The 16,720-nt window shown below is 67.5% G+C and carries 15 protein-coding genes and 1 pseudogene; 9 read left to right on the top strand and 7 right to left on the bottom strand.

Annotated elements, in window-relative coordinates; genetic code table 11:
• Nucleotides 1-444, bottom strand: a complete 444-nt coding sequence (locus IE187_RS14305) for a hypothetical protein (RefSeq protein WP_189676801.1) — start codon at nucleotides 442-444, stop codon at nucleotides 1-3.
• A gap of 110 nt (nucleotides 445-554) precedes the next feature.
• Here IE187_RS14305 and IE187_RS14300 point away from each other — a divergent pair.
• The 3 genes and pseudogenes from IE187_RS14300 to trpC form a co-directional block, all read left to right on the top strand.
• A pseudogene (locus tag IE187_RS14300) lies at nucleotides 555-1,145 on the top strand (anthranilate synthase component II); the annotation flags it as partial.
• A gap of 86 nt (nucleotides 1,146-1,231) precedes the next feature.
• Nucleotides 1,232-2,227, top strand: a complete 996-nt coding sequence (gene trpD / locus IE187_RS14295; protein WP_189676800.1) for an anthranilate phosphoribosyltransferase — start codon at nucleotides 1,232-1,234, stop codon at nucleotides 2,225-2,227.
• Complete coding sequence (trpC, locus tag IE187_RS14290) at nucleotides 2,224-3,012, top strand: indole-3-glycerol phosphate synthase TrpC (RefSeq protein WP_189676799.1); 789 nt, start codon at nucleotides 2,224-2,226, stop codon at nucleotides 3,010-3,012. Before trpD ends, trpC begins: the two co-directional genes overlap by 4 nt.
• Before the next feature lie 197 nt (nucleotides 3,013-3,209).
• On the opposite strand, the gene IE187_RS14285 is transcribed toward trpC, so the two are convergent.
• Nucleotides 3,210-5,558 carry a TonB-dependent receptor gene (locus tag IE187_RS14285; RefSeq protein WP_189676798.1) on the bottom strand — a complete coding sequence of 783 codons (2,349 nt, stop codon included), beginning with the start codon at nucleotides 5,556-5,558 and terminating at the stop codon, nucleotides 3,210-3,212.
• Nucleotides 5,559-5,901: 343 nt separating this feature from the next.
• On the opposite strand from IE187_RS14285, the gene IE187_RS14280 reads away from it, so the two are divergent.
• From IE187_RS14280 to lexA, 3 genes are all read left to right on the top strand, one after another.
• Nucleotides 5,902-6,237, top strand: a complete 336-nt coding sequence (locus IE187_RS14280; protein WP_189676797.1) for a BLUF domain-containing protein — start codon at nucleotides 5,902-5,904, stop codon at nucleotides 6,235-6,237.
• Nucleotides 6,234-6,548: a hypothetical protein gene (locus IE187_RS14275; protein WP_189676796.1), complete on the top strand. Its 315-nt coding sequence runs from the start codon at nucleotides 6,234-6,236 to the stop codon at nucleotides 6,546-6,548. Before IE187_RS14280 ends, IE187_RS14275 begins: the two co-directional genes overlap by 4 nt.
• Before the next feature lie 70 nt (nucleotides 6,549-6,618).
• Nucleotides 6,619-7,284 carry a transcriptional repressor LexA gene (gene lexA / locus IE187_RS14270; RefSeq protein ID WP_189676795.1) on the top strand — a complete coding sequence of 222 codons (666 nt, stop codon included), beginning with the start codon at nucleotides 6,619-6,621 and terminating at the stop codon, nucleotides 7,282-7,284.
• A 60-nt stretch (nucleotides 7,285-7,344) separates the two neighbouring features.
• Here lexA and IE187_RS14265 read toward each other — a convergent pair whose 3' ends face one another.
• Nucleotides 7,345-7,557 (bottom strand): DUF4287 domain-containing protein, encoded by a 213-nt coding sequence (locus tag IE187_RS14265; RefSeq protein WP_189676794.1) that lies wholly within the window; start codon nucleotides 7,555-7,557, stop codon nucleotides 7,345-7,347.
• A gap of 80 nt (nucleotides 7,558-7,637) precedes the next feature.
• On the bottom strand, nucleotides 7,638-9,845 hold the full coding sequence (locus tag IE187_RS14260; protein ID WP_229839438.1) for a ComEC/Rec2 family competence protein: 2,208 nt from the start codon (nucleotides 9,843-9,845) through the stop codon (nucleotides 7,638-7,640).
• A gap of 85 nt (nucleotides 9,846-9,930) precedes the next feature.
• Here IE187_RS14260 and gltX point away from each other — a divergent pair, with 85 nt between their 5' ends.
• The 3 genes from gltX to IE187_RS14245 are packed head-to-tail and all read left to right on the top strand — an operon-like array spanning nucleotide 9,931 to nucleotide 12,881.
• On the top strand, nucleotides 9,931-11,385 hold the full coding sequence (gene gltX / locus IE187_RS14255; protein WP_189676792.1) for a glutamate--tRNA ligase: 1,455 nt from the start codon (nucleotides 9,931-9,933) through the stop codon (nucleotides 11,383-11,385).
• Between the two features lie 18 nt (nucleotides 11,386-11,403).
• The gene (locus tag IE187_RS14250) at nucleotides 11,404-12,690 is read left to right on the top strand and encodes a citrate synthase (protein ID WP_189676791.1); all 1,287 of its coding nucleotides are present in this window, start codon (nucleotides 11,404-11,406) and stop codon (nucleotides 12,688-12,690) included.
• Nucleotides 12,687-12,881 carry a hypothetical protein gene (locus IE187_RS14245; protein WP_189676790.1) on the top strand — a complete coding sequence of 65 codons (195 nt, stop codon included), beginning with the start codon at nucleotides 12,687-12,689 and terminating at the stop codon, nucleotides 12,879-12,881. The genes IE187_RS14250 and IE187_RS14245 overlap by 4 nt, the downstream gene beginning before the upstream one ends.
• Nucleotides 12,882-12,999: 118 nt before the next feature.
• Here the strand turns inward: IE187_RS14245 and IE187_RS14240 are convergent, their stop codons facing one another.
• The 3 genes from IE187_RS14240 to IE187_RS14230 are packed head-to-tail and all read right to left on the bottom strand — an operon-like array spanning nucleotide 13,000 to nucleotide 16,688.
• Nucleotides 13,000-14,385, bottom strand: coding sequence for a sensor histidine kinase (locus IE187_RS14240; protein WP_189676789.1), 1,386 nt, complete (start codon nucleotides 14,383-14,385; stop codon nucleotides 13,000-13,002).
• Complete coding sequence (locus tag IE187_RS14235) at nucleotides 14,382-15,491, bottom strand: DUF2336 domain-containing protein (protein ID WP_189676788.1); 1,110 nt, start codon at nucleotides 15,489-15,491, stop codon at nucleotides 14,382-14,384. Before IE187_RS14235 ends, IE187_RS14240 begins: the two co-directional genes overlap by 4 nt.
• 36 nt (nucleotides 15,492-15,527) lie before the next feature.
• Nucleotides 15,528-16,688, bottom strand: coding sequence for a hypothetical protein (locus IE187_RS14230; protein WP_189676787.1), 1,161 nt, complete (start codon nucleotides 16,686-16,688; stop codon nucleotides 15,528-15,530).
• Nucleotides 16,689-16,720: the final 32 nt, after the last annotated feature.

Genomic DNA, 16,720 nt, shown 5'->3' with positions numbered 1-16,720 from the left:
TCACGGGATCGCTGCCGCCTGACGCTTGGCTTCGGCCTTTTCGGCGGCATATTGCTGCGCGCGCATCATCGCGCAGCCGGTCTGGCCGCCCGACCCCGTCGGCGAGCATGTGTCCGGCAGCCCAGCTGCACGACGGCCGACCTCATCGGCGACTGCGACGCGATTGGCCCAGCTCTGGTTCTGCGCCGGGATCGGCTTGTCGTTGCGCAGTTCTTTCGGGATACGATACGGCTCGCCCTGGCGCGCGCATACCACGATCTCGGCATCGGGATTGGTCGACTTGGGGCACGCCTGGTTCCCCGTCAGCGTGATCGAGCGTATGCGCAGCGGGGGCTTCCCAGACTCGGCCTGCTTGGCGGCGGCGTCGTTCTGGTCCGCGGTCTGCGCGAAACTCGACATGGGTAGGACGGCCAGCGTCAAGGCGATGGCAAAGGGGCGCAGCATGGTGAAAAATCTCCTCGAGGATCAACAACGTCTGCCAGGCCAGCTTGATCCAAGCTGAACGCACACATTCGATCATTGTCGCTACACCACAAAAGCGGTAGCGGCGCGCTATGATCCGTGCACAGATCCTCGTCATCGACAATTATGACAGCTTCACCTGGAACCTCGTCCATTATCTGATGGAGCTTGGCGCCGAGGTGAAGGTCGTGCGCAACGACGCGATCACCGCGGCGGATGCGCTCGCGAGCAACGCCACCGGATTTCTCATTTCCCCCGGCCCAAAGACGCCGACCGAGGCGGGCGTGTCGCTCGATCTGGTTGCAGCGTGCGCCGACGCGGGACGGCCGCTGCTCGGCGTATGCCTCGGGCATCAGGCGATCGGCCAGCATTTCGGCGGCAGCGTGGTGCGCGGCGGGCTGATGCACGGCAAGACGTCGCCCGTGACGCATGACGGGTCGGGCGTGTTCGCCGGCCTCCCCTCGCCCTTCACCGCGACGCGCTATCATTCGTTGATCGTCGAGGATCTGCCCGATGCGCTGGTGGTGAATGCGCGCGCGGACGACGGCTCGGTGATGGGCGTACGCCACGTCACGCTGCCGATCCACGGCGTGCAGTTCCATCCCGAGAGCATCGCGACCGAGCATGGTCACGCATTGCTCGGCAATTTCCTGGCGGATGCGGGTATGATCCTCCCCTCCCGCTTGCGGGAGGGGCCGGGGGAGGGCCTGTTCGAGATGCACGGGACGGACTCCCCTCCCCTAACCCCTCCCGCAAGCGGGAGGGGAATTTGACGACCCTCGCCCTCCTCCCCGACCCGTCCTCCCCGCTGAGCCGGGAGTCCGCAGCGCAAGCGTTCGCCGACCTGCTCGACGGCCACGTCCCCGATGCGGCGATCGCGAGCTTCCTGATCGGGCTGACCGAACGCGGCGAGACCAGCATCGAAATCGCCGCGGCCGCACGCGCGCTGCGCGACCGGATGCTGCCGATCGCGGCCCCCGCCGGCGCGCTCGACGTTTGCGGCACCGGCGGAGACGGCCACCACACGCTCAACGTCTCGACCGCGGTGTCGATCGTCGTCGCGAGCACCGGCGTGCCCGTCGCCAAGCACGGCAACCGTGCGGCCTCCTCCAAGTCCGGCGCCGCCGATACGCTCGAGGCTTTGGGGCTCGACATGCACCGCGCCGGTCTCAACGCCGAGGCGAGCCTCAACGATATCGGCATCGCCTTCCTGTTCGCCGCCAACCACCACCCGGCAATGAAGCGCATCACCCCGATCCGCCAGGCGCTCGGCCGCCGCACCATCTTCAACCTGATGGGACCGCTCGCCAATCCGGCGGGCGTCACGCGCCAGCTGATCGGCATCGCCCGCCCCGATTATGCCGCGACCTATGCCGCCGCGCTCGAGCAGCTCGGTACCGAGGCGGCGCTCGTCGTCTCTGGCGAGGAAGGGCTCGACGAACTGTCGAGCGCTGGCCCGAGCATCGCGGTCGCGGTCGGCGAGATCGACCTTCCGGACACCATCACGCCCGATGATGCCGGCCTGCCGCGCCACCCGGTCAGCGCGATCCGCGGCGGCGATGCCGCGCACAACGCCGCCGCGCTGCGCCGCCTTCTCACCGGCGAGCATGGCGCGTATCGCGACGCCGTGCTGCTCAACGCCGCCGCCGCGCTGATCGTCGCGGGGACCGCGCAAACCCTTCCCGAAGGCGTAGCCATCGCTGCCGAAGCGCTCGACAGCGGTTCGGCGAACGCCTTGCTCGATCGTTGGATCGCTTACTCATGACCGATATTCTGAACCGTATCCTCGAAACCAAGCGCGCCGACGTCGCCGCGCGCAAGGCGACGACCGCGCTGAGCGAACTCGACGCGCGGATCGCCGGCCAGTCGCCGCCCCGCGGCTTCCGCGCCGCGCTCGACGCGCGCGCGGCCGAGGGCGGCTACGCGCTGGTCGCCGAGATCAAGAAAGCGAGCCCGTCAAAGGGCCTCATCCGCGAGGATTTCGATCCTCCGGCGCATGCGCTCGCCTATCAGGCGGGCGGCGCGACCTGCCTGTCGGTGCTGACCGACGAAGCCTGGTTCCAGGGGGCGGACGGCTTCCTGACCGCCGCGCGCGGCGTGTGCGACCTGCCGGTGCTGCGCAAGGATTTCATGGTCGATCCGTGGCAGGTCCCTGAATCGCGTGGGCTCGGTGCCGACGCGATCCTGCTGATCATGTCGGCGCTCGATGACGTGACGCTCGCCGAGATCGAGGCGAGCGCGATCGAATGCGGGATGGACGTGCTCGTCGAAGTCCATTCGCAGGCCGAGATGGAGCGCGCGCTCAAGCTCAAGTCGCGGCTGATCGGCGTCAACAACCGAAACCTGCGCGATTTCACCGTCGATTTCGCGCGGACCTACGAGCTGGTGTCGAAAGCGCCCAAGGACTGCACCTTCGTCGCCGAGAGCGGCCTGACGACGCGCGCCGATCTCGACGCGATGGCCGAGCACGGCATCCGCTGCTTCCTGATCGGCGAGGCGCTGATGCGCCAGCAGGACGTCGAAGCCGCGACGCGCACGCTGGTCGGCTGAGCGGTCGGGCGACACCGCTTCGCCGGGCGGCCCCGGCTTAGACGTCTGACCAAACCTTCGTCATCCCCGCGAAAGCGGGGATCGCGCTGCCTTGCCCGGATACCAGCAGAAGAAGCGGGATCCTCGCTTTCGCGAGGATGACGGGGATGAGTCCGGATCGTAAGGGCGGGCCGCTACAGCGCCCCGCCCTCACCGCATCAGAACTTGCCGCTAAGCGTCACGCCGATGATCCGCGGGTCGTTGAACACCGCGGCATTATAGTTGTCGAGCACGCCCTTGAGGTTCTTCTCATTGGTCAGGTTGCGCACGAACACCGCCAGCTCATACTTGCTGTCGGGACCGGTATAGCCCGCCTTGAGCCCAGCCTCGAACGTGCCCTTCGACGTATATTCGACCGTCTTGTACGGCACGAAGCTGGTGTAGCCCTGCAGCGTCACGTCGCCGCCGACGAACAGCTTGCCGCCATTGCCGAGCGGGAAGTCGTAGCGTGCGTTCGCGTCGAGCTGATACTTCGGCGCGTTGGGGAGCGCGTTGCCGTTGATCTGCGCGAGCGTGGCGGTCGTAACCCCTGCGGCGTTGCGGATCGCGATCGTCGGGTTGAGCACGGTGCAGGTCAGCGCCCCGTTGAGGAAGCACGCCGGGGTATAGACGCGCGTATCGTTGATCTCGGTGTGCAGCACGCTGCCCCCCAGACCCAGCGTGAAGTCGCGCACCGGGCGCCACGTCAGCTCGGCCTCGCCGCCCCACGCCTGCGCCTGGTTGGCGTTGAACAGCAGTCCGTTGTTGTTGGCATCGTTGCCGTTCAGCTGGATGTTGTGGACCTTGTAGTAGAAGCCCGTCGCGTTGAAGCGCAGCGTGTTGCCGAACAGGTTCGACTTGAAGCCTGCCTCGTACGACGTGATCGTCTCCGACCCTGCGGTCACGAACGCCGAGCTGAACACCGCGTTGCGGCCCTGGATCGTCGGCCCGCGGAAGCCGTGCGAGACGCGCGCGAACACGTTGACGTCGGGATCGACCGCATAGTTGAGGCTCGCTTCCCAGCTCGGCTGCGTGTCGGCGAGGCGGACGTTGGTCGCCGCGGTCGCCGGGAAGGTCGACACGCCCGCTGCGGTGCGCGGCGGGGTGACGAGGCGCGTCTTCTTCTCGTCATAGGTCACGCGCACGCCGCCGGTCAGCGTCAGCTTGGGGAGGATCTGATAGCTCGCCTGGCCGAAGCCCGCATACGACGTGTTGGTGTTGCGCAGCACGACGAAGTTGTTCGGGTTGGGATTGGTGCCGAACGAGTTGTTGAGCAGGAAGAAGCCGCGCTGGTCGAACTCGGTCGTGTCGCGCGATTCGAAGTAGATCCCGCCGATCTGCCACTTGAAGCGGCCCGTGCCGTTGCTGGCGAGGCGAACTTCCTCGCTCAGCTGGTCGAGATCGCGCACGCGGCCCTGGCTCTCGCCGTAGAACTTACCGCCCGCAAAGTTGCTCGCGGCACCACCGTCGGTGTCGCCGCGGCTATAGCCCTTGGTCGTCTCGTATGCGGTGATCGAGGTCAGCGTGACCGCGCCGAAATCGTTCTTCGCGTTGAACGAGCCGCCATAGGTCTTGTACGCCTGACGGTTACCGCCGCCCTCATCGAGCGCGACGCTGGCGCGCGGTGCCGCGCTGACGTCGTTGCTGCCGCGCAGGATCGCGCCGCGGTGGAAGATCGTCGAGGTGCCCGAATAATCACGCGCATGCGCCGAAACCAGGCCGGTGAAGCCGGTCTCGGGCGGGGTCAGCATCAGCTGGACGCGGATGTCCTTCTCTTCGAAGCCGCCGAGCTTGTCCTTGCCGCCGACGGTGCCGTCGTCGCTCGGGCCGGTATAGGTGTTGTCGATCCAGTTGTCGCGGCGCTGGTACAGGCCCGACACGCGGAAGCTCAGCACGTCCTTGACGATTGGCCCGCCGACGCCGGCATCGACGCTGACGGTGTTGTAGCTGCCATACGACGCAGTCGCGCGGCCGGTGAACTCGTTGGTCGGGCGGTTGGTGTCGAACTTGATGATGCCGGCGGTGGTGTTGCGGCCGAACAGCGTGCCCTGCGGCCCGCGCAGCACTTCGATCTGGTTGACGTCATAGACCGGGTTCGACTTGAGCACGACATGCTCGAGCACGACCTCGTCCTGGATGATCGACACCGGCTGCGATGCGCCGAGGTAGAAATCGATGTTGCCGAGACCGCGGATGTAGAAGCGCGGGAAGATCTTGCCGGTCGTCGTCTCGGCGTAGAGGCCGGGCACGCGGTTGGCGAGTTCGAGCAGCGTGTCGCTGCCGCCCGAAGTGTAGGTGCGCAGATCGGCACCCGACAGCACGCCGACCGAGACGGGTACCTTCTGCAGGTTTTCGCTGCGGCGCTGCGCGGTGACGACGATGTCGCCGAGGCTGTCGCTCTCTGGCGCGGCCTGAACCGCGGCGACGGGCGCTGCTGCGTCCTGCGCGCTGGCCGAACCGGTGCTGGCGATCGCGCCGAACGCGGTACCGAGCAGAAGGAGCGCCTTGGCGGCGTGTGACTTGGACATGATGTTCCCCCGATAGATGAAATAGGCTGCCCACACCGTTCGCCGCAGCGGACTTGTTGTCCTGCGCGGCGACGCGTCCGCGCTCCTGCGTGGTGCGGTGTGACCCCCACCGCGCGGCTAGGTCGGTATTGTGACGCGATTATGACAGGTGTGCCGCCACGTCTGCTTTGTCGGCTGGCTGTGGCTTTCGAGTTGCACCGGGGCCTGCACGACGCCGACCACGGCGCGATCATCAGCGACAGTGCGCACCTGATTCAGGATACGATACGAATACACGATCCACCGCAACGACAGGCTGCCGACACGCCCCTAGCCCCGGCCCTCACGAGAAGGACACAAGGGCATGCGGCGAATCCTTTATGTCAGCGGGAACACCGTTTCGAGCGTCACGGCCGACCTCGCCGGCATCCGCGAACAATCGCGGCATAATACCGCGCTCGACAGGATCACCGGGCTGCGATGGTCGGATGGTCGCAGCTTCCTGCAAGTGCTCGAGCGTTCGCGCGTGAGCGTCATGGCGACGTTCGCCCGCATCCTCGCCGACCCGCGTCATCATGCGCCGACCGTCCTCCAGCACCGCCATATTCGCCCCCACGAATTCGGCGGCTGGACCATGGCGCACCCCGCGCCGGCGCCGCGGCCGACGCGGATGACGCCCAGATCGGGCGGCTGCTCGTGAACGCAACCGAAGCGGTGCGCACGCACTTCCACACGCTGATTTCGGCAGGCCATAGCGCCGCGCTCGCGCTCCCGGTCAGCGCGATCGGCACCCCGCCGCCCGCCCCGACGCCCGATTACGGCACCCCGCCGCCGCGGCGCGTCGATCGCCGGATCGGCGAACCCTTCCACAATGTCGGGCTCGCGCTGGCCAGCGCGTTTCGCGGGGGGCTGCAGGGCACCAACATTGACCATGACGCATGTATCGAAAAGCTCCGCGGCATCGCGGGAAGTGCGACCAGCGACTCGCAGGATATCTGCGCCGGACGGTGACAGCATCGCTTGACGGACGATTTTTCGTTCCGTATAGGTTCGTCGTCTGTTCCGACGAAAGGGCCGCGCGATGCTTACCCGCAAGCAGCATGAGTTGATCTGCTTCATCAACGACCGGCTCGACGAGACCGGGGTATCGCCGTCCTTCGAGGAAATGAAGGAAGCGCTCGACCTCAAGTCGAAGTCGGGCGTCCATCGCTTGATCAGCGCGCTCGAGGAACGCCAGTTCATCCGCCGCCTGCCCAACCGCGCGCGGGCGCTCGAAGTGCTCAAGATGCCCGAGCGTGGGATCAAGACCCCGACCAAGGCGGCCCCCGCCGCCGTTCCACGCGCAGCACCACAGCCTGCCAACGACGTGATCGAAATCCCGCTGCACGGCCGGATTGCGGCAGGCGTCCCGATCGAGGCGTTCGAGGGCGCGTCGATGCTCTCGGTTCCCGCGGCGTTGCTCGGCAATGGCGAGCATTATGCGCTCGAGGTGTCGGGCGATTCGATGGTCGAGGCGGGCATTCTCGATGGCGACTATGCGCTGATCAAGCGCCAGGATGTCGCGCGCGACGGCGAGATCGTCGTGGCTTTGATCGAAGAGAGCGAGGCGACGCTCAAATTCTTCCGCCGCGAAGGTGCGATGGTGCGGCTCGATCCGGCCAACCGTGCCTACGACCCGCAGCGTTATGCCCCAGCCCAAGTGCGCGTGCAGGGCAAGCTCGCCGGGCTGTTGCGCCGGTACGACTGAGCCACGGTCGGCGTGATCGACCGTCGCGCTTGATGGTCGCGCGGCGAGCGATCGAGCGGCTCAGTCTTTGTGCTCGGCAAGGGTGTGCGCGACGATCGCGTTGGCATGGCCGTGGCCCATGCCATGCTCGGTCTTCAGCATGGTGACGAGCGCCATGTGTTTTGCCGGCAAACGCACGCGCACCAGCGCCTGCCACTCTGCGATCGGACGGCCATAGGTCTTCTCGATCGATGGAAAGTACGATGCGGGCCCTGTGATCGGTTGGTCAGCCACGGCGTGCAGGCTCCAAGATGCGGTAACGTCCCGAGCATCTTCCGGTATCTGGGGAAGAGCCGCAAGGACACCCCGCCCAATCACTTCCTGTCCATCACGGCGGTCCCACCCTTCCCCGGCGGTCGCGAGCGCCAACGCATCCCGCCAGCCCACCGCCGCCGACCAGCGTCGCCCTCCGGCGCAGCGATCCACGGATGCCGGTCGCCCGGATGGCGAACGGTCCGCACCGAATGCGATGCCAGAGCGATCGCGACGCCGCCGGTTTGCGCCAGCGTCTCGCGGTCGAGCCGCAGCCAGTGCGGCACGCAACGGCGCGGCAAGCGACGCTCGCTGATCACGATGTCGGCGCCAGCACACGCCGCGACGAGGTCGAGCGTCGGGACGTGATACGCGCTGCGCGTCGCCAGGATGCGCCACTGTCGTCCCGCCACGGTCCGCGTCATCAGGCAGAGGTCGCGGCTGCAGCGCGCCTCGTGCTGCTCGGACATCAGCACCGGGAGCGCAGCGATCCCGCCATTCTCGGCAAGCATGTCGGCGGTGTAGTCCCCGGTCCGGTCGCGCAGCAAAGCGACGTCGCCCGCCGAGGTCCGGATCGCGACATGCCGACCGTCTCCGGTGACGATCAGATCGGGCGCCGGGGTCAGCAGCGCCCATGTTAAGCCGATCCCAAGCGGCAGCGCCCCCAGCCGCCGCCAGCGCGTGCGCCACAGGCCGATCCACAATCCGCCTACCACCATCAGCGCGTAAGCGGCGCCCGGCATCGCCGGAAGTGGCGCGACCGAGCCCGGCACCGCCGCCGTCGTATGCGCAATCCACAACAGCAGATCGAGCGAGCGCGCCGTCAGCCACCAGAACGGCAGCCCCGCCCCCACCGTATCGAACAGCAACGCCAGCGCCTCGCACGGCATCGTCACGAACGTCGTCAGCGGGATCGCGACGATATTGGCGACCGCGCCGTAAATGCCCGCTTTGTGGAAGTGGAACAGCGCGATCGGCAGCAAAGCGAGCTCGACGACGATCCCGGTCAGCAGCAGCGACGCCAGTTCACGCGCGATCCTTGCCACCCGCGTCTGCTCGCGCGGCCCGAACCACGCGCGCAATTGCGGATGTTCGTTGAGCGAGACGATCGCCGCGACCGCCGCGAACGACAACTGAAAACTCGGCCCGGCGAGCGCCTCGGGGTACAGCAACAGCACCACGATCGCCCCCGCCGCGACCAGCCGCAGCGTCAGCGCCTGCCGGCCCAGCGCCAGCGCGACCAGCACGAGCAACGCCGCGACGCACGAGCGGATCGTCGGCACCTCGGCCCCGGTCAGCAGCGTGTAGCCGATCGCCGCAAGCGCCCCCGCGCCCGCCGCGATCAACGGAACGCGCGTCTTCAGCGCGACCCACGGGCTGAGCGCGAGCAAGCGCCCGACCAGCAACATCACCGCGCCGACCGCCGCGGTGATATGCAGACCGCTCACCGACAGCAAATGCGCGAGCCCCGATCGGCGCATCGCCTCATTGTCGGCGAGCGGGATCCCGCCCTGATCCCCGGTCGCGAGCGATGCGGCGATGCCGCCCACCCCGCCCCCGCCAGCGCTCGCCTGGATATGCTGCGATAGGCGCTGCCGCAGGCCGCCGCCGCCTGTCCCACCGCCAGCGAGGATCGTGATCGGCGCAAAGCCACGCCCGGTCGCGCCGATCGCGTCGAACCAGGCGGTCCGCGCATAGTCGTACGCGCCGGGCACGCCTGGCGGCGGCGGCGGCATCAGCCGCGCCGAGAGCCGCAGCGTCGCCCCCGGCACCAGTCCCACGGGAACGTCGGCATCGACGAGATTGACGCGAATATGCGCTGGCAGCGTCGGCAACGGCCGAACCGGCCCGCGCGTCGCGGGCACCGCCAGCACGTGCAGCGGGGCCAGCCGCAACCGCACCACGTCGCGCGCCGCAAGCGGCTCGATCCGCTCGACTCGTGCAGTGAAGGTTGCGATCGTCGGTTCTGCGAGCACCACGTGTGCCACGCGCTCGGCGCGCCACCAGATCAGCCCGAGCCCGATCGCAACCGCAAACCCGCCAACCGCGACGACCCGCGCCGCACGCCCCTGCGGCGCCAGCGCGACCCCGGCGAGCGCCACCGCGATCGCCACCAGACCAGCCGCTTCCCATGCCGCCGGATCGGGCAGCACGAACCACAGCGCGATCCCCGCGCCGAGCGCCACCGGCAACCACAGCGGCAATTGATCGCGCTCGGCCTCGAGCCAGCTCTCGAGTCGATCGCCGACGCCGAACCACCCCCGCGGCACGCCGATTTGAAGCGCAGGAAGGTGCGTGCTAGAGGCGCTCAAGGCTGATCCGGCCATCCAATCTCTAGTCTGGGAGCATGCGCGATTGAGCGCAATATCTGACCCCGCCGCGGCCCCCGCCGCCGGCGCATCCGACACCAAGGTCGTCACGCGGTTCGCGCCGTCGCCGACCGGATTTCTGCACATTGGCGGGGCGCGCACCGCCTTGTTCAACTGGCTGTACGCGCGGCATCACGGCGGCGAGTTCCTGCTGCGGATCGAGGACACCGATCGCGCGCGCTCGACCCAGCCGGCGATCGACGCGATCGTCACCTCGCTGCGCTGGCTCGAGCTCGATTGGGACGGCACCGAAGTCTATCAATCGCAGCGCGCCGACCGCCATGCGCAGGTCGCGCACACGATGGTTGAGCATGGCCATGCCTATCGCTGCTATCTGACGCAGGACGAACTCGCCGCGATGCGCGCCGAGGCCGATGCCGCGAAGAAGCCGCTGCGCGTGCGCAGCCCGTATCGCGACGCCGACACCAGCGCCGAGACGCGCCCGTTCGTCGTCCGGCTGAAGGCCCCGCTCGATGGCGCGACGACGATCGAGGACAAGGTCCAGGGATCGGTCACGGTGCAGAATGCCGAGCTCGACGATCTCGTCCTGCTCCGCTCGGACGGCACGCCGACCTATATGCTCGCGGTGGTGGTCGACGATCACGACATGGGCGTGACGCACGTGATTCGCGGCGACGATCATCTCAACAACGCTTTCCGCCAATTACCGATCATCCGCGCGATGCACGCGATCGAGGGTGGCTGGCCCGATCCGGTCTATGCGCACATCCCGCTGATCCACGGCTCGGACGGTGCCAAGCTATCGAAACGCCACGGCGCGGTCGGCGTCGAATATTATCGCGATGAACTGGGCGTGCTGCCCGAGGCGCTCGATAACTATCTGCTGCGTCTCGGCTGGGGGCATGGCGATGACGAACTCATCAGCCGCGACCAGGCAATCGAATGGTTCGATCTTGACGGCGTCGGCAAATCACCATCGCGGTTCGATCTCAAGAAGCTCGAGAACCTTAACGGTCAATATATCCGCCAGGCGGATGATGCGCGCCTTGCCGCGCTCATTACGCCGCAGCTCGGCTTCGAACCGACGGACGCTCAGGCAGACATACTTCGTCGCAGTATGGCATCGCTCAAGCCGCGCGCCGCCAACCTCAACGAGCTGGCGGCGGGAACAGCGTTCCTTTTCCACGTTCGACCGGTGGAAATGCACGCCGAAGCGACCGCGCTGTTAAGCCCAGATGCACGCGCTTTACTCGCCCGACTGCACGTCGCGCTTGACGCGACCGAAAGCTGGGATACGGAGACGCTCGAAGCTGCGGTCCGGCAGGTCGCCGAGGATGCAGGGGTCAAGTTGGGTCAAGTCGCGCAGCCGCTGCGCGCCGCACTGACCGGACGCAAGACCTCGCCCGGAATCTTCGACGTGCTCGATCTGCTCGGGCGCGACGAGAGCCTGGGGCGTATCGCCGACCAGATGGCCGCTTAGGATTTCGAAAGGACCACGATGACTGACTCCGTCAAGCTGAACGCCGCAGGCAAGGACCTCGATCTCAAGGTCCTGTCGGGCAGCGTCGGTCCCGATGTGATCGATATCCGCAAGCTCTATGCGCAAACGGGCATGTTCACCTACGATCCGGGCTTCACGTCGACTGCGTCGTGCGACTCGGCGATCACCTATATCGACGGCGACGAGGGCGTGCTGCTCCACCGCGGCTATCCGATCGGCCAGCTCGCCGAGAAGTCGACCTTCATGGAGGTCTGCCATCTCCTCCTCAACGGCGAGCTGCCGACCAAGGACGAGCTCGACAAGTTCAGCTACACGATCAGCCGCCACACGATGTTGCACGAGCAGCTCGCGACCTTCTATCGCGGCTTCCGTCGTGATGCGCATCCGATGGCGATCATGTGCGGCGTCGTCGGCGCGCTCTCGGCCTTCTACCAGGATTCGGCCGACATAACCGATCCGCAGCAGCGCATGATCGCGAGCCATCGCCTCATCGCCAAGATGCCGACGATCGCCGCGATGGCGTACAAATATTCGATCGGCCAGCCGTTCATGTCGCCGAAGAACAATCTCAGCTACACCGGCAACTTCCTGCAGATGACCTTCGGCGTTCCGGCCGAAGAGTATGTCGTGAACCCCGTCGTCGAAAAGGCAATGGACCGCATCTTCATTCTCCATGCCGATCACGAGCAGAACGCGTCGACCTCGACCGTCCGGCTTGCCGGCTCGTCGGGCGCCAATCCGTTCGCGTGCATCGCGGCCGGCATCGCTTGCCTGTGGGGCCCGGCGCATGGCGGCGCCAATGAAGCGGCGCTCAACATGCTGCGCGAGATCGGCACTGTCGACCGCATTCCCGAATATATCGCGCGCGCCAAGGACAAGAACGATCCGTTCCGCCTGATGGGCTTCGGTCACCGCGTCTATAAGAACTACGATCCGCGCGCGACCGTGATGCAGCAGACCGTTCGCGAAGTGCTCGGCGAGCTCGGCGTGACCGATCCGGTGTTCGACGTCGCGATCGCGCTCGAGGAAATGGCGCTGAGCGATCCATACTTCATCGAGAAGAAGCTGTTCCCGAACGTCGATTTCTATTCGGGCGTGATCCTCTCGGCGATCGGCTTCCCGACGACGATGTTCACGGCCTTGTTCGCGCTTGCCCGCACCGTCGGCTGGGTCGCGCAGTGGAACGAGATGATCTCGGATCCCGAGCAGAAGATCGGCCGTCCGCGCCAGCTCTACACGGGTCCAACGCAGCGCGACTTCGTGCCGCTGGCTGACCGCACGTGAGCGGGGTCAAGGCGCTCGTCCTGATGGCGGGCGTCTTGATCCTTGCGTTCGGCCTGCTGTTCGCAGGCCAGGGGGCCGGGCTCATCATGTGGCCGGCCTCGAGCTTCATGCTCAAACAAAGCAGCTGGGTGCTGTATGGCGCGATTGTCGCGCTCGCGGGCGCTGGTTTGATCTGGTGGGCGCGTCGCTGAGGCGCCTCCCCTATCGTCACCCCGGCCTCGGGCCGGGGCCCACTCGGATACGCGTACTGCCCGCGTAGAACGCTCGGCACGGTAGACCCCGGCACGAGGCCGGGGTGACAGTCCCGCGCTACGCCGCCGGCAGCGTAAACACGAAGCGGGCGCCCTGCCCCGGCGCTGAATCGACCGTGACATCGCCCCCCATCGCCCGCGCCAGCCGCCGCGCGATATAGAGGCCGAGCCCGCTGCCGCCGGCTTCGCGCGGATCGACGCGCTCGAACTTCTCGAAAATGCGCGCCTGGTCGTCGAGCGCGATACCCTTGCCCTGGTCGGCAACGATCACCGCGGCGATGCCACCCTCACGCTCGGCGCGGACCCACACCATCCCGTCGGTCGGCGAATAGCGCACCGCATTGCCGATCAGATTGACGAGAATTTGGAGCGCACGGCGGAATTCACCCGTTGCCGCAAGCGTCTCGCCAAACCCGGGCCGATCGATTCGCACACGCGCCTCGCTCGCGCGGACTTGCAGCAAGCCAGCGGCCCGACGCGCAACGTCGGCCAGATCGACGAACTCGTGCAGCACCGCGAAATCGGGTCGCTCGATCGCCTGGAGGTCGACCAGATCGTCGACCAGCCCGCGCAGATGCCGCCCCGCACTCGCGATGTCGGCAGCATAATCGGCATAATCCTGGCGCAGCGGCCCTTCGGACTGGTCGTGAATGCTGTCGGCATTGGCAATGATCCGGTCGAGCGGCAGCCGCAGCGCTTGATCGAGCCGCTCGGCAAACGCGCTGATCGTCGCGTCGGTGCTAGGCGTAGGTTCTGCCACCGGCGCATCGTCGAGCATCTCGACCGCGCCGACGAACCCGGCAAACGCCCCGCTCGCGTCGGTCCGCGGCGTCGCCGACAAGCGCACCGCGCGTGCCGAATCGCGGATCCGCGCGGGTTGATCGTCGAAGCGCTGCTGCAAGGCGAGCCCGCCGAGGATCGGGAACGCACCGCCATCGCTCTCGCCGAGAATGAACAGCCGCGTCAGCGGCTGGCCAAGCATCGCGGCCGCATCGAAGCCGTAGCGGGGCCCAGCGGTGATCGACAGGAAGGTCAGCCGCAGCGCGCTGTCGGTTTCCCACAGCCAGTCGGCTTCGCTGCGCAGGAAATCGCTGGCGCGGTCATTGGCGATGTCGCCGGGATACCACGGCGCGCGCACACGCCAGCCGGTGATCGTCAGCCGCACGCCGTCGGGCGCCTTGCTCGGCCCGGTCTCGGGCTGCGCGCGCACCCAGAGTTCGAGGTCTTCGTCGCCGTCCGCCGCGACGATCCCGCGCGAGACGAGGATGCCGAGCCGCTGCGCCAGATGCACGAGCGTCGCGATCTGCGGCACTGCGAGCGGAAGCCCGATCGCCCCGCCCGCGCGTGCGTTCAGATCGTACAGCCGCTGGTCGGCCTCGACCAGCCCCCCATCGCGGTCGATCAGCCCGCGCACCGGCGGCAGCATCGGTTCGTTCACGTTCATCGTCCGCGCCCTAGCGCAACCAGCGCGGCGCGGTAATCGCGGTGGAGCAGCAGCGGCGCGAGCGCCTGTCGCGCGAGCACCGGATCGATCGCGGCGATGGCATCAAGTCCATCGGCGAAGCGATCGATATCGCGCGCCGGATCGGCCTCGCTCAACGCCAGCCCGATTCGCGCAATCGATTGGCGGTCGAGCTCGAGCGCGCGCAGCAACAGCCACAAGCGGTCGGCGCCCGGATCGAGCACGATCTCGCGCGCGTCGTCGTAATCGATCCCCATCGCATGCGCGAGCAAGGCGATGAACAAAGCGAGCCGGCGGTCGGCGAGCGCTTCGACCAGCAGCCCGGCGAATTCGTCCGCCTGCGGATCGAGCGCGGCGGCAAGCCGCAGCGCGACCGCTTCGAGCCGCTCGCCCTCGTCATGCGCGGCGATGCTGCGCAACGCAGCCTCGGACAGCGCACGATCGAGCTGTGCCAGGGCATCGGGCGCGCCATCTCCAAAGCGTTCGCGCAGTACCGCCGCGACCCACCAGACCAAGCGGTGATGCAATTCCGCAGGCAATTCGGTCGACAAGGGCTGGCCGGGCGGCAGCGGGATGCGCCGCCGACTTTCCGCCGAGAGCAGAGCCATCGCGCCCGCCGCGACGACGCCGTCGGCCGCGCCGACGAGCCGCGGCAACAAGCTTGCACGATCGGGATCCTCGGGCGCTTCGCTCGGCAAAGCGTCGGCGAGCAGATCCTGCCGCACACGCCCGAACAGTTCGCGCATCAGATCGGGATCGCGCATCAGCCCCGAGCCGATCAAGCGATCGCGCGTCGCAGGCGATTGGCGACCGAGCGCATCGGCCAGGTGCGGCACCGCGCGCGCCGCGAGCAGGCGCGCGGCATGGCCCCGCAGCGCGGCTTCCACGCCAAGCGCAAGATCATCGAGCACGCGCCCCATCGCCAGGCGCATCCGGTCGTCGAGCCGGGCATGATCGGAAAGATAGAAATCGTCGATCGCGCCGCGCAGCCGCGAATCGGCACGGCCATCCGCCGCCGCTGCCCGGGCAAGCAGCGCCATGGCACCCGCTTGGGCGCCGTCATCGATGTCGCGACGTTCGATCGACATGCGTCAAGCATCTAGGGGGTTGTCGTTAAAGCCAAGCTAAGGCTTTTGACGAAACCCCTCAATGGCAGCGGCAAGCGTCCCGGCAGCATAAAGCCCCGCCGCAGCCAGCGCGAGCAGCGGTTGGCCAAGCAGCAGCACGACGAACAGCACCGCGGGATAGGCCGCAGGGCTCGCCCACCAGCGCCGCTGCAACGCCGGATCGGCGGCCCGCTCGAGCAACGCCGCCGCAATCACCAACGCGACCGCGAGAATCAGTCCGGCCGGTCGCGCGGCGCCATAGCCGACCAGCAGCGCCGCAAGTGCAGCCATGCCCGGCTTGGCATGGTCGGCGAACTGCGCGAGCCCGCTCTCATCGCGCACCCACGCGATCGCCGAAGCTACCGTCGCGAGCACAATCGCGAGGCAGGTGATGCCCATGCCGATCGCCGGATGCCCCGAAAGGATCGTGAAGAACCCGCCAATCGCCACGGCGCCGCTCGCCGCGATCAGCCCGAGCGTCGGCACGGTGCGCGCCATCAGCGGCGGGAGCGCGAATCGCACGAGCGGCGCAAGCAGATAGCGGTCCGCCCAGCGCAACGGCTTGGCGACGAGCGCGGCGACCATCCCGTTGCCGCGCCGCGCCAGCGCCTGTGCGCTCCGCTCGATGCTGTGGTTGACCGCCATATGCGAGTCGAGATGGACGTGATCGGCGCCGCCCTGCGCCGCGACGCGCAACAGCGTCGACTGAAAATCATAGTCGCGCGGCATTGCGGCCACCTCGGCGACGCGCTTGCCGTCGAGCAACGCCAGGCCCGCCCACGCGGTGTCCGCGCCGACGCGTTCGTAATGCGGATCGCCTTCGTTGGTGACAAGCAGGGTATCGTGCGGCATCAGCGCGATCGCCTGGACGACGTCGCCCGTCGTCACCACGCCGTCCGCTACGACGAGCACGCGCGCGAGCGGGTGGAGCTTCTCGAGCGCCTCGGCCGCGGTGCGCACCGCATCGACCGAGACGCCGCGGCGCCCGATCCGGCTGATCGCACCAAGCAATTCGGGGGTCATCCGCGCAACGATCAGGATGATCTGCGTTGCCCCGGCCGCCGCGAGCAAGCGCGCCTGGAACTCGATCAGCGTCAATCCGCCGAACGGCAGCGTCGCGGCGAGCACACCCATCCGGTCATCGGCATCTTCGGTCGCAAAAATCAGTCCTGCCAGCATCGCAGGGCTGTTAAGGCCTTAGCGCGATTAAG

Origin of the sequence: Sphingomonas glacialis, from assembly GCF_014653575.1 — a bacterium.
Lineage (GTDB): Bacteria > Pseudomonadota > Alphaproteobacteria > Sphingomonadales > Sphingomonadaceae > Sphingomonas > Sphingomonas glacialis.
Note: the sequence above shows the minus strand (reverse complement) of the source record. Positions and strands in the feature narration are given on the sequence as shown.

Bases quoted from the DNA above. Each gene is read 5' to 3' on its own strand.
- IE187_RS14230 (WP_189676787.1), bottom strand. From the start codon at position 16,688: ATGCTGGCAGGACTGATTTTTGCGACCGAAGATGCCGATGACCGGATG.
- trpC (WP_189676799.1), top strand. From the start codon at position 2,224: ATGACCGATATTCTGAACCGTATCCTCGAAACCAAGCGCGCCGACGTC.
- IE187_RS14240 (WP_189676789.1), bottom strand. From the start codon at position 14,385: ATGAACGTGAACGAACCGATGCTGCCGCCGGTGCGCGGGCTGATCGAC.
- IE187_RS14250 (WP_189676791.1), top strand. From the start codon at position 11,404: ATGACTGACTCCGTCAAGCTGAACGCCGCAGGCAAGGACCTCGATCTC.
- IE187_RS14235 (WP_189676788.1), bottom strand. From the start codon at position 15,491: ATGTCGATCGAACGTCGCGACATCGATGACGGCGCCCAAGCGGGTGCC.
- lexA (WP_189676795.1), top strand. From the start codon at position 6,619: ATGCTTACCCGCAAGCAGCATGAGTTGATCTGCTTCATCAACGACCGG.
- IE187_RS14305 (WP_189676801.1), bottom strand. From the start codon at position 444: ATGCTGCGCCCCTTTGCCATCGCCTTGACGCTGGCCGTCCTACCCATG.
- IE187_RS14280 (WP_189676797.1), top strand. From the start codon at position 5,902: ATGCGGCGAATCCTTTATGTCAGCGGGAACACCGTTTCGAGCGTCACG.
- IE187_RS14285 (WP_189676798.1), bottom strand. From the start codon at position 5,558: ATGTCCAAGTCACACGCCGCCAAGGCGCTCCTTCTGCTCGGTACCGCG.